General features: G+C 35.3%; 29 protein-coding genes and 1 riboswitch. Of the genes, 22 read left to right on the forward strand and 7 right to left on the reverse strand.

The annotated features are described in order from the left end of the window. Positions 1-134 precede the first annotated feature (134 nt). Both K332_RS0119010 and K332_RS0119015 read right to left on the reverse strand, forming a co-directional pair. On the reverse strand, positions 135-1,079 hold the full coding sequence (locus tag K332_RS0119010) for an LCP family glycopolymer transferase (protein ID WP_026908902.1): 945 nt from the start codon (positions 1,077-1,079) through the stop codon (positions 135-137). An 81-nt stretch (positions 1,080-1,160) separates the two neighbouring features. Next, positions 1,161-1,763 (reverse strand): class D sortase, encoded by a 603-nt coding sequence (locus tag K332_RS0119015; RefSeq protein WP_026908903.1) that lies wholly within the window; start codon positions 1,761-1,763, stop codon positions 1,161-1,163. 430 nt (positions 1,764-2,193) lie between these two features. Here K332_RS0119015 and K332_RS0119020 point away from each other — a divergent pair, with 430 nt between their 5' ends. The 9 genes from K332_RS0119020 to nagA all read left to right on the forward strand — a co-directional run bounded on the left by K332_RS0119020 (position 2,194) and on the right by nagA (position 8,224). Beyond that, positions 2,194-2,826, forward strand: a complete 633-nt coding sequence (locus K332_RS0119020; protein ID WP_026908904.1) for a CalY family protein — start codon at positions 2,194-2,196, stop codon at positions 2,824-2,826. Between the two features lie 309 nt (positions 2,827-3,135). Next, entirely contained in the window at positions 3,136-3,996 is an 861-nt protein-coding gene (tapA, locus tag K332_RS0119025; RefSeq protein ID WP_245604779.1) for an amyloid fiber anchoring/assembly protein TapA, read from the forward strand. Next, on the forward strand, positions 3,989-4,573 hold the full coding sequence (sipW, locus tag K332_RS0119030; RefSeq protein ID WP_026908906.1) for a signal peptidase I SipW: 585 nt from the start codon (positions 3,989-3,991) through the stop codon (positions 4,571-4,573). Before tapA ends, sipW begins: the two co-directional genes overlap by 8 nt. A gap of 43 nt (positions 4,574-4,616) precedes the next feature. Continuing rightward, positions 4,617-5,354 (forward strand): TasA family protein, encoded by a 738-nt coding sequence (locus K332_RS22915; RefSeq protein WP_051359538.1) that lies wholly within the window; start codon positions 4,617-4,619, stop codon positions 5,352-5,354. Between the two features lie 122 nt (positions 5,355-5,476). Next, positions 5,477-5,561, forward strand: a riboswitch (cyclic di-GMP riboswitch). Between the two features lie 34 nt (positions 5,562-5,595). Then, a complete protein-coding gene (locus K332_RS23775) occupies positions 5,596-5,706 on the forward strand; it encodes an anti-repressor SinI family protein (protein WP_342665481.1) in 111 nt (36 codons plus the stop codon). 91 nt (positions 5,707-5,797) lie between these two features. Further along, positions 5,798-6,124: a helix-turn-helix domain-containing protein gene (locus K332_RS0119045; protein ID WP_026908907.1), complete on the forward strand. Its 327-nt coding sequence runs from the start codon at positions 5,798-5,800 to the stop codon at positions 6,122-6,124. A gap of 76 nt (positions 6,125-6,200) precedes the next feature. Continuing rightward, complete coding sequence (locus tag K332_RS0119050; RefSeq protein ID WP_026908908.1) at positions 6,201-6,683, forward strand: VanZ family protein; 483 nt, start codon at positions 6,201-6,203, stop codon at positions 6,681-6,683. A gap of 89 nt (positions 6,684-6,772) precedes the next feature. Continuing rightward, the gene (locus K332_RS24255; RefSeq protein ID WP_169727376.1) at positions 6,773-6,928 is read left to right on the forward strand and encodes a hypothetical protein; all 156 of its coding nucleotides are present in this window, start codon (positions 6,773-6,775) and stop codon (positions 6,926-6,928) included. A gap of 120 nt (positions 6,929-7,048) precedes the next feature. Next, positions 7,049-8,224: an N-acetylglucosamine-6-phosphate deacetylase gene (gene nagA / locus K332_RS0119060; RefSeq protein WP_026908909.1), complete on the forward strand. Its 1,176-nt coding sequence runs from the start codon at positions 7,049-7,051 to the stop codon at positions 8,222-8,224. Positions 8,225-8,375: 151 nt separating this feature from the next. Here nagA and K332_RS0119065 read toward each other — a convergent pair whose 3' ends face one another. Further along, positions 8,376-9,026 carry a YigZ family protein gene (locus tag K332_RS0119065; RefSeq protein ID WP_026908910.1) on the reverse strand — a complete coding sequence of 217 codons (651 nt, stop codon included), beginning with the start codon at positions 9,024-9,026 and terminating at the stop codon, positions 8,376-8,378. Positions 9,027-9,214: 188 nt separating this feature from the next. Here K332_RS0119065 and K332_RS0119070 point away from each other — a divergent pair, with 188 nt between their 5' ends. After that, positions 9,215-10,360, forward strand: coding sequence for a sensor histidine kinase (locus K332_RS0119070; RefSeq protein ID WP_026908911.1), 1,146 nt, complete (start codon positions 9,215-9,217; stop codon positions 10,358-10,360). 85 nt (positions 10,361-10,445) lie between these two features. Further along, positions 10,446-11,141 (forward strand): response regulator, encoded by a 696-nt coding sequence (locus K332_RS0119075; protein WP_026908912.1) that lies wholly within the window; start codon positions 10,446-10,448, stop codon positions 11,139-11,141. Positions 11,142-11,182: 41 nt separating this feature from the next. Here K332_RS0119075 and K332_RS0119080 read toward each other — a convergent pair whose 3' ends face one another. Together K332_RS0119080 and K332_RS0119085 are read right to left on the reverse strand one after the other, a co-directional pair. Then, the gene (locus K332_RS0119080; RefSeq protein WP_026908913.1) at positions 11,183-11,602 is read right to left on the reverse strand and encodes a hypothetical protein; all 420 of its coding nucleotides are present in this window, start codon (positions 11,600-11,602) and stop codon (positions 11,183-11,185) included. Positions 11,603-12,279: 677 nt separating this feature from the next. Beyond that, positions 12,280-13,137: an STAS domain-containing protein gene (locus K332_RS0119085; RefSeq protein WP_026908914.1), complete on the reverse strand. Its 858-nt coding sequence runs from the start codon at positions 13,135-13,137 to the stop codon at positions 12,280-12,282. A gap of 205 nt (positions 13,138-13,342) precedes the next feature. Between K332_RS0119085 and K332_RS0119090 the strand changes: the two genes are divergently transcribed. Further along, complete coding sequence (locus K332_RS0119090; RefSeq protein ID WP_026908915.1) at positions 13,343-14,185, forward strand: DegV family protein; 843 nt, start codon at positions 13,343-13,345, stop codon at positions 14,183-14,185. A gap of 583 nt (positions 14,186-14,768) precedes the next feature. On the opposite strand, the gene K332_RS0119100 is transcribed toward K332_RS0119090, so the two are convergent. After that, complete coding sequence (locus tag K332_RS0119100; RefSeq protein ID WP_026908917.1) at positions 14,769-16,109, reverse strand: recombinase family protein; 1,341 nt, start codon at positions 16,107-16,109, stop codon at positions 14,769-14,771. A gap of 14 nt (positions 16,110-16,123) precedes the next feature. After that, positions 16,124-16,768, reverse strand: coding sequence for a LexA family protein (locus K332_RS22920; protein ID WP_036689378.1), 645 nt, complete (start codon positions 16,766-16,768; stop codon positions 16,124-16,126). A gap of 214 nt (positions 16,769-16,982) precedes the next feature. Between K332_RS22920 and K332_RS0119110 the strand changes: the two genes are divergently transcribed. From K332_RS0119110 to dnaB, 10 genes are all read left to right on the forward strand, one after another. Continuing rightward, positions 16,983-17,171, forward strand: coding sequence for a helix-turn-helix transcriptional regulator (locus K332_RS0119110; protein ID WP_026908918.1), 189 nt, complete (start codon positions 16,983-16,985; stop codon positions 17,169-17,171). Between the two features lie 303 nt (positions 17,172-17,474). Further along, positions 17,475-17,678 (forward strand): hypothetical protein, encoded by a 204-nt coding sequence (locus tag K332_RS0119125; RefSeq protein ID WP_026908920.1) that lies wholly within the window; start codon positions 17,475-17,477, stop codon positions 17,676-17,678. Positions 17,679-17,717: 39 nt separating this feature from the next. Then, positions 17,718-18,479 (forward strand): phage antirepressor, encoded by a 762-nt coding sequence (locus K332_RS0119130; RefSeq protein ID WP_026908921.1) that lies wholly within the window; start codon positions 17,718-17,720, stop codon positions 18,477-18,479. Next, on the forward strand, positions 18,476-18,754 hold the full coding sequence (locus K332_RS0119135; protein ID WP_026908922.1) for a hypothetical protein: 279 nt from the start codon (positions 18,476-18,478) through the stop codon (positions 18,752-18,754). The genes K332_RS0119130 and K332_RS0119135 overlap by 4 nt, the downstream gene beginning before the upstream one ends. 117 nt (positions 18,755-18,871) lie before the next feature. Beyond that, on the forward strand, positions 18,872-19,135 hold the full coding sequence (locus K332_RS0119145) for a hypothetical protein (protein ID WP_026908923.1): 264 nt from the start codon (positions 18,872-18,874) through the stop codon (positions 19,133-19,135). An 86-nt stretch (positions 19,136-19,221) separates the two neighbouring features. After that, a complete protein-coding gene (locus K332_RS0119150; protein WP_026908924.1) occupies positions 19,222-19,449 on the forward strand; it encodes a hypothetical protein in 228 nt (75 codons plus the stop codon). After that, positions 19,443-19,634 carry a hypothetical protein gene (locus tag K332_RS0119155; protein WP_026908925.1) on the forward strand — a complete coding sequence of 64 codons (192 nt, stop codon included), beginning with the start codon at positions 19,443-19,445 and terminating at the stop codon, positions 19,632-19,634. The genes K332_RS0119150 and K332_RS0119155 overlap by 7 nt, the downstream gene beginning before the upstream one ends. After that, positions 19,621-20,448 (forward strand): hypothetical protein, encoded by an 828-nt coding sequence (locus K332_RS24310; RefSeq protein ID WP_051359539.1) that lies wholly within the window; start codon positions 19,621-19,623, stop codon positions 20,446-20,448. Before K332_RS0119155 ends, K332_RS24310 begins: the two co-directional genes overlap by 14 nt. A gap of 14 nt (positions 20,449-20,462) precedes the next feature. Continuing rightward, a complete protein-coding gene (locus tag K332_RS23395; RefSeq protein ID WP_051359540.1) occupies positions 20,463-20,786 on the forward strand; it encodes a replicative helicase loader/inhibitor in 324 nt (107 codons plus the stop codon). Next, on the forward strand, positions 20,783-22,075 hold the full coding sequence (dnaB, locus tag K332_RS0119170; protein WP_026908926.1) for a replicative DNA helicase: 1,293 nt from the start codon (positions 20,783-20,785) through the stop codon (positions 22,073-22,075). Before K332_RS23395 ends, dnaB begins: the two co-directional genes overlap by 4 nt. Positions 22,076-22,088 lie beyond the last annotated feature (13 nt).

Raw genomic sequence — 22,088 nt, forward strand, 5'->3', positions numbered from 1 at the left:
TAGGTAGCATTAGTGTGGTGAGGTAGTTTTATAATAAAAAGTTTAAAGGAGCCTAATGTATAAGCTCCTTTTCTAATGAATAATATTGTGATTTTAGTGTATTTCTGATTGTGAATTCACCTGTGATTTTAACTTTATTTTGCTTCCATATGGGTTTTGATTTCCGATGATATTCGAGTGAATTCTGATTCTGGAACAATGTAATACCAGGTTGACCCAATAATTTGACCACTTCCTGAGATTTCCATTGTATCAATATTTGCTCTCGTACCTAGGTAGTTTTTAAATAAATTTTGGATGTTCTTCATTTGAAGGTCCGTATTTACATTGTCACCTAGGATTTCAAGAATATCTCCAACTTTTGTTATACTGGTAAAACTTGCTGCTTCATTCATTGCTGCTGTAATAACTGCACGTTGTCTATCATTACGCCCCATGTCTCCTCGTGGGTCATTTTTACGCATTCGGACGTAGGATAGCGCTTCTTTACCATTTAATTCAATTTCACCAACTGGAAAATGGATACCATCTTGTGTGAATTCCATGTCATTTGTTACTGTAACGCCTCCAAGTACATCTACACCTTGCTGGAAACCTTCCATATTGACCTTCCCATAAAAATGAACGGGTAGATCGAATGCTTCTTCAACTGTTTGAACAGATAATTCTACATCACCAAATGCATAGGCATGGTTTATTTTATCCATTCCACGACCTGGGATATTGACGTACGTATCGCGTGGGATACTTAACATTTTCATCGAGTTCGTATTTGGATTTAAGGACATAAGAATCATCGTATCGGAACGTCCTTTATCCCCGGCACGTTGGTCAACCCCTAGTAATAGAACATTTAATGATTTCTTATCTTTAAATATGTCTGTAATTTCTTTCTGGCGTTCTGGGTCTTGGTCCCTTTCTAGTGGTTCATGCATGTCTCCAACTGTGTCATGAATTTTATCCCACACATACCATGCAAATCCTCCACCAACTAGTAAAAATGCTAGGATAATTCCCCCAACCCAATATGGCCATTTTCTTTTTTTCTTTTTCTTATTCTCAACTCTTGATTCAGCCATTTTACTTCTCCTTATTTTACTAACATTTGGAAATAATTATATCGAATCCTGTCGTTTTAGTCTATCTCAAACTTGGAGACATTACTCATTATTTTTAGAAACGGGATGGGCTGTAATAATATATCGATCTGGTGCATTACCAATAAAGTTAAAAGGATAGCAAGTAGTTAGTGTTAATACTTCATCAGGTGCAGTTGGTGCAATAACCGTTCGATCGTCCGCACTTACAATAAACGTATCGACTATCTCATAAGAAAAATCCCCATAAGGCAATTGTACTGTTAGGATGTCTCCAAGCTCTAATTCACCCATGCGACGAAAAACGGTCTCACGATGGCCGGATAAAACAATTTGGTCATTTTGAAGTGGATAGCCTGTTCCTTTATAATGCCCAACCCCCATTGCTAACTCATCTGGATCTGTTCCTTCTACTATAGCAAGATCAGCGTCTAGTTTAGGGATATGTAAAAGACCAACTGTTTCTCCTGTAGCAGGATCAAAGTCATCAGGAAAAGTTGCTTCTGTTTCTTTTTCATTTTGTTCTTTTAATGAGGATTCCTCCAGTAGTGATTTAGCCTCTGCTAATGCTTTATTTTGATTATGATTTGTTTGTATGTATTCATAGATGCCAATTCCAATAAAAATCAAACCGACTAATATGATAAGAAAGGCAATTTTTTTCATTTAGGACATACTCCCTATTATTTATTTTTTTCTTACTATTCATTGTACCACATTGGAAAGTGTTTTAAGACTTGTTACGACGCTATTTTAATACATATTTTGTTCTTTATAAAGAAATAAATGTTCTTTAAAAAGTATGAAATTTTAAGGAATTAAAAGGAAATCTAAGCAAAACAGAGCAAACAATTCAAAAAAGGTAAAATTCGGCTGAATTTGGAGTTTTTCTTTCTAAGTAAAATATCCTATACTTCAAATCAAGGTTGTTCTTAATAAGGAACAAAAAACGTCTTATTAAAGAACAATAGTGTTTAACTAGTTAGATACATAAGGGAAGATAAAAAAATTCAAAATTATCTTCTTCGTACGTTTGGATCAGCGCAATCTAAACGCACATCGTTCTTTATAACGAATAATAGGGAGGAATTTGAGAATGAGTATTAAAAAGAAATTAGGTATGGGTATTGCATCAGCTGCACTAGGAATCGCATTAGTTGGTGGAGGAACATTTGCATACTTTAGCGATACAGAAGTTTCTAATAATAGTTTTGCTGCAGGTACTTTGGATTTAGCTGTAAATCCATCGGTAGTTATTGATGTTGATAACTTGAAGCCTGGAGATGTAATGGTTCGTGAGTTTGCACTAGAGAATAATGGTTCTTTAGATATTTCTTCCATTGATTTAGCTACTGCATATAATGTTGTCGATGCAAATGGTGATAATGTTGATGACTTTGGTAAGCACATTAAAGTTTTATTCTTAGAGAATGCTGATAAGACTGGTGACGGTTGGGTTATTGGGGACTATAATGATGTAATCTCAGAGACTACATTATACGATCTGCAAAATATGACTCCAGATGCAACTGAAAACTTACAGTCTTGGATCACTTGGTTACTTGGACTAAATGGTGAAGATAGTGGGATGGCTGCTGGAACTAGTGACGAAATGTACGTAGGATTTGAATTCGTTGATAATGGTGAAGATCAAAACGAATTCCAAGGCGATGCTTTAGAGCTTGAGTGGACTTTCACTGCTCATCAAACTGAAGGCGAACTTAGATAATATTTTTAATAAAAGAGGAGAACTAACCCTTCTCCTCTTATCCTTTTTTTATAAATCATACATAAATTTACAAGTCATCGATTAACTATGAAATAGTAAAGGTCAAGACGAAAACATATTCCATGGTTCTTGTAGTGACTTTCGATTGAGTGTTGATGCGGGCAAAAGAATGGGATTGTATGGGAGAAAGGTGGAGGGCCTTTTTTCGACCATAGAAAAACATTATTTTGTTTTCTTAAGATTTTGCAAGGCTGCAATTTTTAATAAAGCAAAATAAAGTCGTCTTAAAAGGAGGGAAGGCCTTTGGAAATGAGTCGCCTTCAAAAACATAAGAGACAAAAGAAAAAGAAGTTAGTACTAATGAGTAAAGTTGTTGTTGCGTTTTATCTGTTAATCTTTTCCTTTAGTTATTTAACGGGGGGAACCATTGCCTATTTTAGTAATGCAAATCAAGCTACATTAAACTTTGGTGCTGGTACATGGTTTGATGGAAGTAAACTAAAATTTGTAGGCAATAGAGGAACTAATGTTGACCAATCTTGTCCTATCGTTGAGATCTCAGCAGATTTTAAAAATGTTGGGCATAAAATGCAAGGTCCAGCAGAATATGAGATTTACTACACAGGGGAAGAAAGTAAAGGGAAAGGTGCACCAGAAAAACATGGTACTTCAATTTTTAAAGGAGAATTTAATGCTCTTGATAAGGATGAAGTAATTACTCTCTCATTTGAAGCGAAACAAGAAGGATTTTATGTATTTAAAGTTTACCAACGTGAAGGTTTTGAAGCGAAAGGAAATGAGAAAGCAGAAATCTTTAGTGACAAATTTATCATTCAATGCAAAGACGGTAGTGAAAATAACGAGAAAAATACAGAGGGTACGGAACAGGATACTAACACTAGCAACGAAGACATAGGTGAAAATTCACAGGAAAAAGAACCTGTAAATGAAGAAAAAGAAGAAGTAGGAGAATCAACTGAAGAGCCAGTTAAGTCAGATACTCCACAGCAAGATCCACCTGGGGATGACAGTAATCAATCAAATGAACAAAATGACAATGCTGCAAATGATGTGCCAGAGAACCAAGATAATACAACAGAAGAATCACTAGAAGAAGAAACAACTAATACGAACAATCAACCTGTCGAGGAAGGTGAGACAAATGAATAAAACGATTAAGAAAAGAATATTAAATATCATTAATCATGTAACGACAGTTGTCCTGTTCTTACTATTAATTAGCATGACATTCTTCGTCATTTCATCAAAAGCATCTGGTGGAGAACCTGAGGTATTTGGCTACCAGTTAAAGACGGTTCTTTCTGGTTCCATGGAGCCAGGTATTAAAACCGGTTCCATCATAGCCGTCAAACCTGGTGGAGATATGACACGCTTTAAACCAGATGATGTAATCACGTTTATGGAGGAAGATGGTAAGCTAGTAACCCACAGGGTGACTGAAGTAGTTGCCAGTGGCGAAAGTGTTATGTATCGGACAAAAGGGGATAACAACAATGCAGTGGATATTAATCCAGTACTATCTGAAAATGTAGTTGCAGAGTATGAAGGGTTTACTATACCTTATGTAGGTTATTTTATTAACTTTTCGCAGTCTAAAAATGGTGCTTTACTTCTATTAATTCCTGGTTTCCTTTTACTCGGATATGCTGGAATTACCATCTGGAGAGCCATTCGAGAAATAGACTTGCCAAAAGAAAATGCTAAGGAAGAAAAAAGTGTAGTTTAACGTAAATAGGATGTTAAATCTTGCCTGTAGAGGGGGCAATCAAATGAAACGGATTTTGTTAATTATCATATTTGGTGTGTTGTTAAGTATTATGGTTAGCCCCATAATAAGTTTTGCTGACGATTCAACAAATACGGATGATAAATACGATATTGACTTAAGTCTTTCTCCTGGAGAGGTATTGTTCAATATTGACAATATGAAGCCAGGGGACTGGGCTCCAAGAGATATTGTTATTAAGAATAATGGAAAACTTGATTTTGAATATCAAATGAGTATTAAAAATGAAGGCGCTGAAAAGCTATATAATGAACTGTTATTAGAAATTAAGGATGCAAAAACTACATTATATAATGGAAAGCTATCGGATTTCGATAAGCTTCCACCAAGATTCCTTAAGGCAGACAATAGTGAGGAATTAGAGCTTACTATTCGTTTTCCAGAACATCTTGGCAATGAATTTCAGGGACTTGGCGTAAACTTCTTATTACAATTTGTGGCTGAGGGAAGTGAAACTCCTACCAATCCGGAAGATCCAGGCGAGGATAATGAACAACCAGGTGGATCAAAAGATGATTCTGATAAAGGTAAAGGTGGAACAGATAAGGACGTTGAAAACGTTAGTGGAGTTGTAAATAATAATAGTTCAGGAGGAGGAGAACTTCCTGATACAGCTGCAAACATGTTTAATTTAATGATAATTGGTGTCTATTTACTACTTGCTGGGGCACTAATATGGATGATTTCTAAAAGAAGAAAGACCAAGGTTAGGAGAATATAATAGCGTTTTGCATTTTTTTACAATATTTATAACTTCCTCCTACAAAACTAGTTGTATTGTGACAAAACAAGACACACAATTCGTACTAGTTCTTTAGTATAATAGTTATAGAATATATTCCATCTATACAAAGGCAAACCTGTTGAAAGATGGGGACGCAAAGTTACAGATCCAAAGCTTTAGGCTTTGGATGGCTGGACTACATAGATAGTATGTAATGGGGGATGGGGAATTGAATAAAGTGAAAAATGGGCTAAAACTTGATTATGAATGGATAAAATTAATCAAGGAGGCAAAGAACCTAGGTATGACCGTTGAAGAAATCCGTCTATTTCTTGCAGAAGCGAAATGAGTTCCATACTACTTTAGTTGTAATTTTTGTACTTTATATAGAACTGCTCACCCATTTGTGATATAATTTCGCTTGAAAGAGGTGAGTCGACTTGATCGGAGAAAAAATAAAACAACTACGTAAAGAAAAGAAAATGTCTATATCTGAACTTGCTGAAAAAGCTAATGTTGCAAAATCATATTTGAGTTCAATCGAACGAAACCTCCAGTCGAATCCATCCATCCAGTTTATCGAAAAAATTAGTACCGTTCTAGGTGTTTCCGTAAACGAACTAATAAATGAAGGTGAACCATTAGAACTAGAAGATTTAGACGGTGAGTGGCTAAAGATTGTTAAAGAAGCCATGCAGTCAGGTGTAACGAAAGAAGAATTTAAAGATTTCCTTGAATTTAATAAATGGAGAAAAAATCAAAACTAAACCGTAGAATACTACGGTTTTTTATTTTGTGCTTTTTTGGTATAGTAAATTAAAACATATAAAGTACGGTGGATACATGCAGAAGAACTATTTTTATTGGCTTTTGCCAACAACATGGATGGCAATTATATTCCTTTCGTCATCTACACCATATGAAAAACAGGATATCAAACCATTTCTTTCTAGTAAACTTGATTTTTCATTTTTAGAGCCTTATTTTAGCTGGATTTCTTTTCATTATCATCATTCTGAGGTAAGCATGGATGCTCTTGGAGTGAATGGGTTCATTGAATTTTTCATTCGGAAAGGTGCTCATTTTGGGACTTTCTTTGTTTTAATGTTTCTTTTTTGTATTGCTTTCCAGAAAACAGTAAAATGGCAAGTACAAAAAATTATAGTTATCTCATTTTTATGTACAATTGCATATGCTATCTTAGATGAAATCCATCAAGGATTTACTCCAAATAGAACCCCTTATGTTGGGGATGTATTAATCGATGGCATTGGTGCTTTCACAGCGTGCTTGATTCTAATGTTCTGGATAAAAAGAAAAAAATGAAAAATGTCATAATTTGTTAATGAATTTTATGAATTTTGTGGTATGATTAGTTCTGTAATCCTATAACACTTGGTCAAGGCGGTAATGGAATGGTTGAACGCGAATTTTTTAAAAATATGATGAAAAAAGTTATTGATGATACAGAAAAAAATAAAATCCGTTCTTCGGATGAATTAATCCAAACATTAATCAAAGAATTAAATGATCAAAGAATGATTACTGAGAGTAAACGAATGATAAATTAATCAAAAGGGGGCTATATCCATATTCATGGTATAGTCCTTTTTTAGTTGCGAAACTGGACATTAGGATAAGCCATATGCTAATTTGAAAAGGTACTTAAGAAGGGAAGGAACTAGACATTGATGGAAAACAAATCACTATTAATAAAAAATGTAAACATATACTTAGAAGATGAAAAAATAAATCGAGGTAAACTTTTAATCACACAGGGAAAAATTAGTGGTATTTTTACTGAAGAGGAACAACCTACAAGCTATCCTAGCCATTTTAAGATCCTGGATGCTGAAGGATTAAATGCTGTTCCTGGGTTTATTGATGGACATATCCACGGTGCAAATGGTTCTGATGTAATGGATGGTACGGAGGAAGCTCTTGATTCAATTGCTAAGGTTCTTCCGCTTGAAGGAACAACAAGTTTTCTTGCAACAACTATTACCCAATCCAAAGAAAATATTGAACATGCACTGGTGAATGTGGCAAACTATCAATCAAAAGCAGGCTATGCTGAAATAATTGGTATTCATCTAGAAGGTCCCTTCATTGAAGCAAATAAAAAGGGCGCACAACCGTTAGAACATATACTAAAACCTGATATTGAGTTATTTGATAAATGGCAAGCACTATCTAGGAATAATATTAGGACGATTACCATGGCACCTGAGCATGATGAAGATGGTTCATTTATTCGTTATTTAGCAGAAAATAACGTTAATATTTCTGCAGGGCATACAGATATTGACTTTGCAGGGATGAAGGAAGCTGTATCGCGTGGTGTTAATCAGGTTACCCATCTATGTAATGCAATGAATGGTATTCATCATCGTGATATTGGAGTTGTTGGAGCTGCCTTCTATTTAAAAGAACTACATGCGGAGTTAATTGCGGATGGAATTCATGTTGCACCAGAGATGTTGCAGTTGATTTATGATCATATGGGTAGTGAGAGATTACTTTTAATAACAGATGCCATGCGTGCAAAATGCTTAGCAGCTGGTGTTTCTGAACTTGGAGGACAAAAGGTGCTTGTAGATGGAGATCGAGCTGTTCTTGAAGATGGCACGTTAGCCGGTAGCATTTTAAAAATGAAACAAGCTGTGAAAAATATGTTGAAGCTTGAAGAAGTTGAATTTGAAGATGTAATCAAAATGGCAAGTAGTAATCCAGCTAAACAATTAAACGTTTTTGATCGTAAAGGTAGTATTGCGGTAGGAAAAGATGCTGACATTTTATTAGTAGATAATACATTTGCAATAAAGCATACATTTTGCCGCGGTATGATGGCAGATTCCTTGAGCTAAACAGTTCTTATTTCCATGCAGGTTAATTGGTTTGTAAGACCACATGGACTGAAGTTTTACTCTATACTTTGATGATAAACATGGCGTTCCGATTAAAGGAGCACCATGTTTTATTGTATAAAGTATTGTTTTCCGGTACCAGTTTGCTAAATTATTCCTTTGTACTCTCCACTTCAATCTCCACATACTTCACTTCAATAGGTTCGATTTCAGCCTGTCCGCTTGTCAAATCAATTATCCAATCCTGAAAGGCCGTTTCCTGTCCATCTTCCACAAAAACAATACACTCTACATTCTCTAAATAATTAATGGTTTCTAGTATATGTTCAGAATTCCGTAGTTCATTTTCTAATTTTCCAAGTAATGTATATTCTATTGTGACCTTGAAACCTTTCATTAATTGTCTTTTCATGATGCCGACTGCATTTATTGCTTCAGAGGTAGAACTACCGTAGGCACGGATTAGTCCACCTGCTCCAAGTTTTATTCCACCAAAATATCGTGTTACAACAACAGCGGTATCTTTAAGATTTTGTTTTTTAAGAACTTCTAGCATCGGTACCCCAGCTGTACCACTAGGTTCACCATCATCGTTTGCTTTTTGAATTTGGTCATGCTCCCCAATAATATAAGCAGAACAGTTATGTGTAGCATCATGATATTTCTTCTTCATTTGTTGTATAAAAGCTTGTGCTTCTTCTTCTGATTCAACTCGTTTAACGGTACCAATGAACCGTGACTTTTGAATGATAATTTCATGTTCTCCACCATCTTTTTTAATGGTAAAATATTTAGATAACACTGGAATAATCCTCCTATATATCCGATTTTAGTAATATTCTAATAAAAACATGTTTAATAATAGAAAAGTTTGGGTATTAACTACTAGAGTTTAATAAATATTTATACACTTTTATAAAAATTTTCTATTAAACCCTATAAAAAAAACGTAATAGCACGTATAATTATACCATAGGTTGGTGAGTGCTGATGGCAGTGAAAACTAGGGATAAAGATTTAGACTATATCCTTGATGAAATGGTTGATGTCGTTGAAAATAGTAAGGGCGAGATTTTTCATATAAGTGAAGAGGCTCGTTCGGAGCATGAGCGTTTGCTTATGGAATTAGAGTATACAAAGCAAAAAGTTCTTGACTACATAGAGGACGGAGATAAGCTTGAGCAAAATGTTCGCTATTCTAGAAGACGTTTATCGGAAGTAAGCAAGTATTTCGACCGTTATTCTGAAGAAGAAATCCGTGAAGTTTATGAATCTACACATGAGCTTCAAACCAAGCTAGCAATGCTTCGTCAAGAGGAACGGGCATTACGCATGAAACGTGATGACTTAGAAAGAAGATTACTAAACTTAGATAATACCATTAAGCGTGCTGAGAACCTTGCAAACAAAATATCGGTAATACTCAACTACTTAACTGACGACTTTAGGCAAGTAAATGAAATGATTGCAGAAGCAAAAGAGAAACAAGAATTTGGTTTGAAAATTATTGAAGCACAAGAAGAAGAACGTAAGCGTATATCAAGAGAAATTCATGATGGACCTGCTCAAATGCTAGCGAATATTTTGCTTCGTTCAGAACTGGTGGATCGTACATTTAGAGAAGGTAGTACAGAGGATGCGTTAGCTGAGATAAAGAGTATGCGTAAAATGGTTCGCACATCACTTTACGAGGTTCGCCGCATTATTTATGATTTAAGACCAATGGCACTTGATGACTTAGGGTTAATTCCTACTATTAAAAAATATATAAATACCACATCTGAATATAGCAATATAAAAATAGAATTTACTTCTATTGGGGAAGTAAAGCGAATTAATCAAAAATATGAAATTGCCTTTTTTAGATTAGCACAAGAGGCAATCCAAAATGCTGTTAAACACGCAGAAGCTACTTTAATTACTGTTAAAATGGAAATTTGCAAGAGAAACATAAATCTAGTAATTTCCGATAATGGTAAAGGCTTCGATCCTACCATTAAAAAAGATAAATCATTTGGCTTAATGGGAATGAAAGAGCGTGTAGAGATGTTTGATGGTATAATGGAAATTAAGTCAACTATTGGATTGGGCACAAAGATAGCAATACGAGTTCCTTATGAAAGAGCTCTTCTATAATAAAACAAATAGAGATAAATGATTGTTGTCTATCATAGAGCGTAATAGGTAAATTTAAATATTGCGTATTGGGGAGGAAAAGACAATGAGTTTCGAAAAAACAGTTAGTATCGTATTAATTGATGATCACAAGTTGTTCCGTGAAGGGGTAAAACGTATTTTAGAGTTTGAACCATCGTTTGATGTTGTGGCAGAGGGTGATGATGGTAGCATGGCTGCTAAGCTTGTGAAAGATTACAACCCAGATGTTATTTTAATGGACATTAATATGCCAAACATGAATGGTGTACAAGCTACTGCTGAGTTGGTTCGTAATCATCCAAATTCAAAAGTAATCATTCTTTCTATCCATGATGATGAAAGTTATGTAACCCATGCCCTGAAAACAGGTGCACAAGGATACTTATTGAAAGAAATGGATTCGAATTCATTAATCGAAGCAATTAAAGTGGTAAGTGAAGGTGGGTCATACTTACATCCAAAAGTAACCCATAATTTAGTGCAAGAATACCGTCGATTAGCAAAAGAAACGGTAGCTGTTGGTGTCGGTTCTAGTAGAATAGAGTACCACCGCCCACTACATCTTTTAACAAAACGGGAATGCGAAGTTCTACAGCTTTTAGCAGACGGTAAGAGTAATCGTGCGGTTGCTGAATCACTGTACATCAGTGAAAAGACCGTTAAAAACCATGTTAGTAATATTCTACAAAAAATGAATGTAAACGACCGTACCCAAGCAGTTGTATCTGCAATCCGTAAAGGTTGGGTAGAAGTTTTATAATAAATAAACTAAAATGAGAATCCTCTTGTAAGTTAGGATTCTCATTTTAATATTTCTGTTTGATATTTATATTGAAGTTTTTTTGGAAGTTTATAAAAGATATGTAGGGGAATTCCGACACTTTCTTTAATAACAATCTCTTTTCCAGAACGATAATGGTTTAAGAATTCCCAGTATACTAAGAAAATATTTTGGCTACTTTCATGTATATATTCCATCCAGCCCTCAGCAATATACTCATCTTTCTGGTTAAAAATTTTAATACCAGAGAAGTTTTCTACCACCCCATCTAAGTACTCGGTATCATGTCCTTCAATACAACTTTCTGACCAATCAAATCGATATTGACTTTCAATTATTCCATAATGTGTTAAATCCTCGACTAGTTGTTTTTCTACTAAGCTTTTTATTTTCGGTCCCATACTATTAGAAGAACCATTTTCTTTATAATTTGGCTTCATATTTTCACTCCTCATATAGTTCACAAACCATTTCTGTTCTTGATAGGGAAAGCACAAGTAAAGGCATGACCTTTGTATTGTTTCAATGTTAAATAGCGGTTTTTAGAGAGAGTGTTGCTAATGGCATAATTTGTATAGACTGCGCGGTAACAATCTTCCTTGATTCTTACTTAGTGAAAGTTTGTGCGATGACATCGCTCCGGCAGAATACTTCGCTTTCCGCGGGCACGGCCTCAGCCTCCTCGCGAAAAAAACGCCGCTGCGGGGTCTTCGGACACGTGCTGTTCCCGCAGGAGTCTACGTATTCTGCCTGCGCTAGTTAGAGTTTTCTAAGTATTTATTGTTTTATCACATATTTTCAGTATAAGTGCTTTCAATCTTTTTCAATATACATCAGCGGGGGAAATACACGTAGACTCCTGTGGGAGGACAGGCCTAGGTGAGACCCCGCAACGACGAAGGAGTGAGGAGGCTCTCCAGCCGCCCACGGAAAGCGAAGTGTATTTCCCCCGCGGGTGCGTTGCTCAACCAAGGATAATTAGTTACCGCACAGTTTCCTTCAACTGTAAAAGTAACAAACATAATGAAAGCCCCAATAAAAAAACGGTAGCAGACAGGTGATCTGATACCGTCATACAAAAGATAATGGGAATAGATACTTGGAAACCTTACCCCTTTTATTTCAAAATACTGTCCGCTATGTCCATCATCTTTATAGCTTGTTTTAACGTACTAAATGTTGGAACCTCTTTAAAGTTATTTTGATTGTGATTTAAGGAATGGGCAACTTCAACTTGTACACCAGAAATTGCTGTAGTTATTCCTAATACTTTTAGTAACGAAATGACTTGCCAAAGTTCATTGGCTACAAAAATATCCATTATGGGAATACCGGATAAGTCAATAAATAAATATTCAACCTGCGAATCCACGACTTTTTCAGGTAATGTCTCATAAATTTGCTTCATTCTAGTAGTATCTACATTTCCTTGTAAAGGTAATATTGCAACTTTATCAGAAATAGGTATAATTGGTGTACTTAGTTCATCAATTAATTCCTGTTGACTTGATAGGCGTTGATTCATTAAAGTATAGTGCATTTCTGAAAATCTTGTCGTTATTGTGTTAAAAACTTTGCTGAATTTGGTATGCCAGCGAATGATATTGGCTTTAGAAATATGTGCATCGTTTTCCATAATAAAGGATACAACACGTTTAAAGAAAATATCTTTGGCATTGTTAAGAGCATGAATGACTTCAAAAGTGGGTGTATCTGACTTCACCCTACTTTCTGATACAATATGTACCCACTCTTCAACATATTGCTCTAGAGTATGTTTCTTATTAAGTAAAGCACTGATCACGGTTTTGTTGGTTAGTGTATTTTGTGCTCGAAGCATTTGTTCCACTTTCTGTTTCGTATCCGCAGAGTATATTGAACCTGCCTCTATTGTTCTAGTTTCTAGCCATTCCTCGGTAATGGAGGATATTTTCCCCATTAAGTAATCATGAAGTTGCTTGTCTAATGTATTCATCTGATAACCTCGATTACTATAAAAATATTAATTTTTGTGTTAATTTATCCTATAATAACACAATAGAAGAGAAAGAGTGGAGAAATATTATATAAAATTTATACCTATTCATATCATGGTGCATTTTCTAGCACATTCATGTAAAATATAAGAAGCAAACAAGGATTTACATTGATAAAAAATAATTAAGGGGAGGAAGCTTGGCATGAAGGTTGCTGTAATGAGTGACAGCACAGCGTATATCCCAGAAGATATGCGAAAGGCATATGGGATACATATGATTCCGTTAAGCGTAAACTTTGGGGATGAGACGTATCAAGAAGATGTTGATATTACAACAGAGGAGTTCTATCAGAAGATTAAAGAAATGAAAGAACTACCTACTACATCACAGCCAGCAATTGGACTTTTTACTGAAAAGTTAGAAGAGCTAAGTAAGGAATATGATGCAGTAATTTCCATTCACCTATCAAGTGGTATTAGCGGAACATACCAAGCAGCAGTAAGTGCTGGTGATATGGTAGAAGGCATAGAAATGTATGCTTTTGATTCAGAAATCAGTTGTATGGCTCAAGGGTTTTACGCACTTGAAGCTGCAGAAATGGCTAAAGAAAATAAAACAGCTGAAGAAATCATAGATAGACTTAATGAAATGAAAGAGACGATGAATGGATACTTTGTAGTGGATGACCTAACAAACCTCCAACGTGGTGGTAGATTAAGTAGTGCACAAGCACTTATGGGTAGCTTGCTACAAGTAAAACCGATTCTACATTTTGTTGATAGAGTAATTGTTCCATTTGAAAAAATTCGTACCCGTAAAAAAGCAATTAACCGTGTGATGGGAATGGTTGAGGAAGATGCCAAAGCAGGTAAAGTTGCTAGGGTTGTATTTATTCATGCTAACCATGAGGAACATGCACTAAGTTTACGAGATGAGTTTAATGAAAAATACCCTAACGTAGAAACAATGATTAGTTATTTTGGTCCGGTTATCGGAACCCATGTTGGGGAAGGCGCAGTAGGATTTTGTTGGTATTATAAATAAGCATAAATAAGCAATCATTTTATTTTTTTATAGTAGGACTGCCAGGGACAACTGGCAGTCAAAATTACAGAAGAAGGAAAGTTTATAAACTTTCCACATATATAGAAAGTGAGTGAGTAAATGACCTCCTTATTAAAAACCCCTCAAGAGTCTCCCTCTCAAGAGCATCGTCCATACATTGGAAAAATACTACTCCAAAAAGAACTACCCTTAGAGTTATCTACACATTTTACGAAAATCCCTTCTATCAAAAGAAAGCTTTTATATAATGAATGTCAACGATGTGGAAATCAAAAACGATTCTTATTTGGGATAATTCCATGTGCAAAATGTCATCAGACACATTTATATTGTAGAAACTGTATTGAGATGGGACGAGTCTTGGAATGTGAATCCTTATTTTGTTGGACTGGTGAAGCTCCCAAGTGGACATGTTATGATGCACCATTAAGTTGGCGAGGAACTCTAACTAGTGCTCAGCAAACTGCCTCTAATAAACTAGTTGAAGTAATAAATGAAGGAAAAAAGGAATTTTTAATTTGGGCTGTTTGACTAGCCAACCATGAAAACGGAAAAGAGGACATTAAAATGCCCATACAATTTCAATGTCCTCTCCGTTAATCATTATTTGATTGATAAGTTTTTGAACGGCTGCTTGTTTTGTGTTAAAGTCTGCATCCTTTAGATTAATAACTAGATCATGTATCTCTTCCGCTGATATTCCTTTTTCAGCGGTTTCTTCTTTTTGACGTTGAATTAAACTTTCTTTCTCTGCATTAAGGATGTCTACCTGTTTGTCAAGGGTTTCTATTTCAAACTTACCTGAAGCATATAAACCTAAAATACGTTCAATCTTTTCATTAATTTTGTTTAGTTGAGCTTTATAATTTATTTTTGGCTTTGCATCTTCTTCATTTACTTTACCAACGGTCAAAAATTGCAGTTCTTCTATAATTATCTTCTCTAACTTTTTTCCATTCCAAGTTTTATTCATGCATTTTTCCGGATACTCCGATGGAAATCTTCTAGCTCTACAGATGTAGTAACGATATTTGCCATGTTTCTTGCTATTAGTAGTATAAGTCATATAGGGTTCGCCACAACAAGAGCATGTGATTAATCCAGACAATAAGCTCTCTTTTGCTTTATGTGCATTGTGTCCCTTATGTCTTTCCAGTAATGTCTGGACTCGATTAAACTGTTCCTCGGTTATGATTGGTTCATGAACTCCTTTATAATTTTCTCCTGCAAAGCTCACGTAACCGATATACAGTTTATTGGACAATATGTCTCGGTACCTTCTAAAACGCCACACAGGGTATCCTAGGAGCTTTAATTCGTTTTGAACTTTTGTAATGGAGTGGTATTGCTCGTAGAGGGCAAAAGTTTTCTGTATGTGGTCTTTTTCATCTGATTTAATAATAAGTTTTCCTTCTTCTCGTTTATATCCAGCGGGGTCATAATCTCCTCCCATTGCTGCATAACCTTCCTGGGCTCTCTTAATATGGCCATTCCGCATTCTTTCAGCAATGTTTTCTCTTTCTAATTGGGCAAATACGGAAAGGATCCCTATCATTGCTCTTCCAAAAGGGGATGAAGTATCAAGTGTTTCGGTGATAGAAACAAACTCCACTTCATTTTTCAAGAAATTATCTTCAATCAATTCCATTGTGTCTCGCTGAGACCTTGATAAACGATCCAACTTATATACGATTACAACATCAAAGTTTCTTATCTCTCTTAGCATTCGTTGCAATTCTGGTCTGTCCATATTAGATCCACTATACCCGCCATCTATGTAAAAATCGTGTATATCCCAACCTTTTGACTTACAATAGGCTTCTAAACGCTCCTTCTGAGTTGGGATACTGTAGTTCTCTATTTGTTCTTTAGTAGATACACGAATATATAGCGCTGCTTTCAATTAGTATCCCTCCCTTAATATTGTTTAAAAGCTCCGATAACTTTTCCGATAATATTTACTTCTGTATTTTCTAAGTTTATTGCTTCTGGATAAAAGGATTCATCATTACTCATAGGTATAAGTGTAAGTATGTTATCTTTTCTATTTATTTTCTTTACAGTAGCCTCATCACCGTTTACAAGGACGGCTGCTATTTCTCCGTTTTCTACCTGTACTCCTCTTTCAACAAGTACGAAACTACCGTTTGTGAATTCCCTATTCATGCTTTCGCCCTTAATTTCAAGATAGAAAACATTTCTATTTTGTAGTTTCATCATAGGTGGAGCTGGAGCGTAACCTAAAATATTTTGTTGGGCCAGTATTGGTTCTCCAGCTGCAATTGTTCCGAGTATAGGAATCTGCAAAAGATGATTAGCTTTAAATTCTACTTCATAAGTTTTGCCGTTCTCCCGTACAATCATGTCCGGCTCATTACCAAAAACCCTATCAATATCAACTTGGTATACTTCAGATAGTTTCTGAATCATATCCAAGCCTGGTTTCCTTTTTTCATTCTCATAATTGCTATAAGTTTGTTTCGTCACCCCAAGCTTTTTTGCAACATCTTCTTGAGTCCATCCCTCTAAATCTCTTAACTCTTTTAATTTTTTACCATACATTATTCTCGTCCTCCCCTTTGACATCTATAATAAGGATACTTTTGACTATTGTCAACAGAAAGGCGACAAAATAGGACAAATTAATCATAAATTAGTTGTTTTAAATGTAAATTTATAGTTGACATCAGCACAGCGTTGATTTATATTTAAGTCAACGGATAGGCGACAACCTATTATAATAAGAATATTTGATAGAAAGTTGAGGTGTTCATGATTGAATGAATCTTTAGTGTCTCAAAGGAAAGAAAAAGGATTAACGCAACAAGAAATGGCTGATGAAGTCGGTGTATCCCGCCAGTACTATAATGATATTGAAAATGGTAAGCGACAGCCTTCCGTTACTATTGCAAAGAAGATTGGTGAAGTCCTAGAAGTTGAGTGGACCATTTTTTTTACAAACTAAGTCAACGATACGTTGACTATAGTCAAAAAATAGGGGTGAAGCGGATGACTAAACAAGAGAAGAAGGAACAGCTTTTTAAAGAAATGGTTGCAGATCTGCTGAAAGAGAAGAAAGATGACTCTAAAAATAACAAGCATTGAATTAGACGGGCATCAGATTCCAGTTCCTTCGGGATTAAGCGAGATATTATCCAACGGAAATGGTTGGGAAAAAAAGCAAAAAGAATTACACGTTGGTTATTCCCGGGAAGTGGTGAAACGGGATGGGAAACTAATTACAGTTTTGAGGAAGAGGTGAAACAAATTGAATGGCTCATTGAAAATTTTTAAGGCTCGTTACGAAAGAATTATGAAAATGGATCCTGCCAAAAGAATAGCTCCAGCTGAAAGACTTATGAAGGATATGGAAGAAGTATTCGAGATTCCTTTTAGTGTTAATCCGAAATGGGAAAAGGAAAATCCAGAGGTGATTGCTCTGTATGAAAAAGTAAATTTAGAGGCGATTTAGGTGATTGATTTGGAAATTAATTAAAGTGAGGTGAATAAAATGAATCCAATTACAAAGGTATTTGAGGGGCATCAATTAAGAATTATTGAAAGAAATAACGAACCTTGGTTTGTTGCTAAGGATGTTTGCAATATTCTCGGGATATTAAATCCAACTGATACCTTAAAAAGATTAGAAGAAAATGAACGGGCTAGATTCAATCTAGGTCGTCAAGGTGCAGCAAATATCGTAAATGAATCCGGGTTATATGAACTTATTTTTGCCAGTAGAAAAGCAGAAGCAAAGGAATTCAAAAATTGGATCAAACGTGATGTTCTTCCTTCAATAAGAAAACACAGTGCATACATAACACCTGAGAAGATTGAAGAAGTGCTTTTAAATCCTGATACATTGATTCAACTTGCAACCCGTCTTAAAGAAGAACAGCAAAAGAGGAGACGAGCTGAGCAACTCATCGAACATCAAAAACCAAAAGTGTTATTTGCTGAAGCTGTTGAAACTTCAAGTTCTTCTGTATTGATTGGTGAACTATCGAAGATACTTAGACAAAATGGTGTAGATATTGGTCAAAATAGGCTTTTTGAATGGCTTAGAAAAAATGGTTACCTAATTCGCCAACATGGTGAATCTTATAATCTACCAACTCAACGAAGTATGGACCAAGGATTATTCGAAATTAAAAAGCGCACCATTAACAATCCTAATGGTTCAATACGCACAACTAGAACTCCAAAGGTTACTGGAAAAGGGCAAATATATTTTGTGCAAAAGTTTCTTGAGGAAAGTGAGGTAGTTTCATGAAGCAACTATTCTTACCAGAACACCAAGATAAAGCAGATAAAGAATTAGATTGTTACGGTTACTTGTTAATAAACTCAATCGGATTATTTTCACATGCGGATTTTGAAAAGGCAGCTGCATATCACGAAAACATTGCTAGATCATTAAAAGAATTAGGGCGCATGAAGGAAGTTAAAGAAAAGCACGATAGGGATTGGCTTAAATACAAGCAAATCGAAGGAGAGCAGCAACAAAAGAAACTTCTCTTTCATATGCAGGTGAATATTTATGAGTAAGAAGTTTGTTGAATTTTATAGGGAAGCAACTAATCCGAATGGCTTTGTTTTTCCAGTAGCGTGGTTAATTGTAGCGATAGTAGTAATTTTTAATATTTGAAAAGGAGTGAATTTTAGTTGTATAAATCAATAACGCTTACTAAGTTTGAAAAACGGGATTATTGTCAGTTGGGAGAATACCAAATAGAACCAATAAAAAAGGAAGTTGAACATATCGTAAATAAACTAAATGAAGGGATGAAAAAAGGAAAAGATTTTTTCGGAATATATATGCAAAGCTATGACAATAGATTAGATGGAATTAGAAGTATATGTTCAATGATTGGGATTCGTTTAGTGATTGATTATGAAGAAGAACAGCAAAAAAGGGCAAAAAAATAACTCACGCGGCAACGTGAGCAATAAAACATCTAACTATAGTTTACTTTAATTTCCTCGATATAACAAGTAAAACAGGGAGGAAAACCATGAATCAAACTATGATTTATGACTACCTGGGATTTGAAACTGATCCAATGTATTTAAAGCTTAAACAACTCAAAAAAGGGCAAAGAACTAGCCTAGGTAGTCTTACCATTTTATTAAATAATTCAGGCCTATACGAGGTCGTTACAGATGATTTACATGATGCATTCATCAACATTAAGGAATGCTATAAGTTTTTAAAAAATGTATTTGGAGATAACCAATGCTAGTACCATATAAAGTTTTGCTTCCTAAACGCATATTCAAGAAAGCAAAAAGCGAACAAGAGGTACAAGCTCTTACTAAAGAGTATATGCAGCGTTATCCCCATTATTCCTTAATTGACATAGAAAATGGTTTTGCGATTTGTGAAAGAAACAATTCATTACAGGAGGGTAATCATGGCAAAGTATAGAATGGTTCACACGGAGTTTTGGGACGATCCTAAGGTAGTAGAGGAAATGACACCAGAGGACAAGTTGTTTTTCCTTTATCTCCTTACAAATGCTAATACTACTCAAATTGGTATTTATCAGATTACAAAAAAGCAAATGGCATTTGATACAGGATATTCGATTGAGAGCATCAATTCACTTCTAGACCGATTTATTAATCATCACAGCATTATTCGGTATAACCCAGACACTAGAGAAATTGCCATAAAAAATTGGGGTAAATACAACCTTAATCGAGGTGGAAAACCCGTTATTGATTGCGTTCGTTCTGAGTTGAAAGACGTGAAAGATGAATCGTTTATCCAATTTGTCGGAAGCCACATTGAACGAAATGAAATTAAAGAAATTTACGATACGTACCACGACTCGCCCACGACAAGGGGACAAAAAGAAAAAGAAAAAGAAAAAGAAAAAGAAAAAAAAGACTATACGGCAAAAATCAAAGATTTATTGCCGGTCTTTTCCCAAATCAATAATTTTAATCAATTAAGCAAAAAATATTGGGATGTTATCAGAGAAACTAGAAAAACAGGTAAGGTATCTGAAAGTGTTATTTACAGCACCATGGTTAAATGGCAAAAATACAATCCCTTTGTTATCGAATATGCTCTAAAAGCACATATCGATTTACATCGTGGCAAAAAAGAAGAGTACACAATCGGAATAATGCGCAATACGAGCAAGGATGAAGCAAAAGAAAGGTTAAATCTAAATAACATGATACCTTTCAGACCAAAGAAAGCTTCTGGAGATGTTGATTGGGAAAACCTGTAAGGAGGGAGTTATGAATGGATCGCAAACAAGTAATTGAATTATTCAAGTTGCTTAAAAGTGTATACCCTTCATTCGAAGTTTCAACTCCTAAGGTCGATAGTTGGACAAGACTTATGAGAAAGATGGATTTTGTGCGAGTGATGGAAAAAGCTGAACAACATTCACTAGAAAACAAGTTCCCACCAACTATTGCCGAGATTGCTGCATATGCACCCGAAAAGAATGAACATCTTGAAAAAATGCGCCAATGGGAAATTGAAGCAGCACAAGTACCCGAATCTACTAAACTACAATTTCGGGAACAAATGATAAAACTCATTCAGGAGAAAAGCAAATGATTCATCATTTGGAGGCAGAGCAGGCAGTTATAGGAACGGTATTACTAGAAGGGGCACTTTTTCAAAATCTAACACTTGAAGCAAAACACTTTTACAGTATCAAACACCAAAAGATATTCGACTCTATGAGAATTGTATCAGAAAAACAACAGGAAATTAACGTAGTTACTGTTGTAACGGTGTTAGAAAAAGATGTAGATGAAATCGGCGGAGTTTCTTACTTATCACAATTAGCTGGATCAGTTCCAAGCACAGAAGGATTAAAGGATTATGAAAGTGCAGTATTTGAGGCATATCGAAATAGAGAAACTAGTAAACTAGCAATTCAATATTCAGAGAACCCTAGTGATGAATCATTGCACAAGTTACTCACTCAACTAGAAAAAGTGAAGGACATTGGAATTTTTAATCAAGAAAAGACAACAAAAGATATCTTGTTAGACATCGCAGAAAAGATGGCATTGCCTCCGGAAGAGTCTAAAAGAGGATTTCAAACAGGTTATACCGACTTCGACAATATGACTGGTGGATTACAACCAACGGACTTGATTATCATCGCAGCTAGACCATCGGTGGGAAAAACAGCATTCGCATTAAATATTGCTTCTGGTCATTGTGAAAATGGCGGAACATCGCACATATTTAGCTTAGAAATGGGTGCTGAACAACTACTCCAACGCATCATATCAGCAGAAGCAAATGTTGATGGTCAAAAGTGGCGAACTATGAATTTTTCAAATGAGGATTATTCTAATTCCATGAATGCAATTGGAATTATCTCTAATTGGAATTTACACACCTATGAAGAAGAAAGGTCCATTAACCAAATTAAGGCATCTATTCGAAAAGCTGTTCAAAATGCTCCAGATGAACGCCACCTTGTGATTATCGATTACTTGCAGCTAATCACATCTACGGGACGTTATGAGCGCAGAGACTTAGAGGTTGGATCCATGACAAGGGATTTAAAACTTCTAGCAAAAGAACTAAACACACCAATTGTTTTACTTTCCCAATTATCCAGAGGGGTAGAACAACGCCAAGATAAACGCCCAATGATGTCTGACCTAAGAGAATCTGGAAACATTGAACAAGATGCAGATGTAGTTGGGTTTTTATATCGAGATGATTACTACAACAAAGAATCAGAAAAGCAAAACATTATTGAAATTATTCTTTCCAAACAACGTAATGGTCCTACCGGAACTGTAGAATTAGCGTTTCTGAAAGAATACGGGAAGTTTGTAAATCTAGCTAGATGGTATGACGGAGATGGCACGAAGGGATAGTAAGAACATTTGC

Origin of the sequence: Paucisalibacillus globulus DSM 18846, assembly GCF_000482485.1 — a bacterium.
GTDB lineage: Bacteria > Bacillota > Bacilli > Bacillales > Amphibacillaceae > Ornithinibacillus > Ornithinibacillus globulus.

Bases quoted from the DNA above. Each gene is read 5' to 3' on its own strand.
- K332_RS0119150 (WP_026908924.1), top strand. From the start codon at position 19,222: ATGAATCAAACTATGATTTATGACTACCTGGGATTTGAAACTGATCCA.
- K332_RS24255 (WP_169727376.1), top strand. From the start codon at position 6,773: ATGGTTGAACGCGAATTTTTTAAAAATATGATGAAAAAAGTTATTGAT.
- sipW (WP_026908906.1), top strand. From the start codon at position 3,989: ATGAATAAAACGATTAAGAAAAGAATATTAAATATCATTAATCATGTA.
- K332_RS0119015 (WP_026908903.1), bottom strand. From the start codon at position 1,763: ATGAAAAAAATTGCCTTTCTTATCATATTAGTCGGTTTGATTTTTATT.
- K332_RS0119020 (WP_026908904.1), top strand. From the start codon at position 2,194: ATGAGTATTAAAAAGAAATTAGGTATGGGTATTGCATCAGCTGCACTA.
- K332_RS0119075 (WP_026908912.1), top strand. From the start codon at position 10,446: ATGAGTTTCGAAAAAACAGTTAGTATCGTATTAATTGATGATCACAAG.
- tapA (WP_245604779.1), top strand. From the start codon at position 3,136: ATGAGTCGCCTTCAAAAACATAAGAGACAAAAGAAAAAGAAGTTAGTA.
- K332_RS23395 (WP_051359540.1), top strand. From the start codon at position 20,463: ATGGATCGCAAACAAGTAATTGAATTATTCAAGTTGCTTAAAAGTGTA.
- K332_RS22915 (WP_051359538.1), top strand. From the start codon at position 4,617: ATGAAACGGATTTTGTTAATTATCATATTTGGTGTGTTGTTAAGTATT.
- K332_RS0119155 (WP_026908925.1), top strand. From the start codon at position 19,443: ATGCTAGTACCATATAAAGTTTTGCTTCCTAAACGCATATTCAAGAAA.
- K332_RS0119090 (WP_026908915.1), top strand. From the start codon at position 13,343: ATGAAGGTTGCTGTAATGAGTGACAGCACAGCGTATATCCCAGAAGAT.
- K332_RS24310 (WP_051359539.1), top strand. From the start codon at position 19,621: ATGGCAAAGTATAGAATGGTTCACACGGAGTTTTGGGACGATCCTAAG.
- K332_RS0119130 (WP_026908921.1), top strand. From the start codon at position 17,718: ATGAATCCAATTACAAAGGTATTTGAGGGGCATCAATTAAGAATTATT.
- K332_RS0119070 (WP_026908911.1), top strand. From the start codon at position 9,215: ATGGCAGTGAAAACTAGGGATAAAGATTTAGACTATATCCTTGATGAA.
- nagA (WP_026908909.1), top strand. From the start codon at position 7,049: ATGGAAAACAAATCACTATTAATAAAAAATGTAAACATATACTTAGAA.
- K332_RS0119010 (WP_026908902.1), bottom strand. From the start codon at position 1,079: ATGGCTGAATCAAGAGTTGAGAATAAGAAAAAGAAAAAAAGAAAATGG.
- K332_RS0119135 (WP_026908922.1), top strand. From the start codon at position 18,476: ATGAAGCAACTATTCTTACCAGAACACCAAGATAAAGCAGATAAAGAA.
- K332_RS0119050 (WP_026908908.1), top strand. From the start codon at position 6,201: ATGCAGAAGAACTATTTTTATTGGCTTTTGCCAACAACATGGATGGCA.
- dnaB (WP_026908926.1), top strand. From the start codon at position 20,783: ATGATTCATCATTTGGAGGCAGAGCAGGCAGTTATAGGAACGGTATTA.
- K332_RS0119080 (WP_026908913.1), bottom strand. From the start codon at position 11,602: ATGAAGCCAAATTATAAAGAAAATGGTTCTTCTAATAGTATGGGACCG.
- K332_RS22920 (WP_036689378.1), bottom strand. From the start codon at position 16,768: ATGTATGGTAAAAAATTAAAAGAGTTAAGAGATTTAGAGGGATGGACT.
- K332_RS0119085 (WP_026908914.1), bottom strand. From the start codon at position 13,137: ATGAATACATTAGACAAGCAACTTCATGATTACTTAATGGGGAAAATA.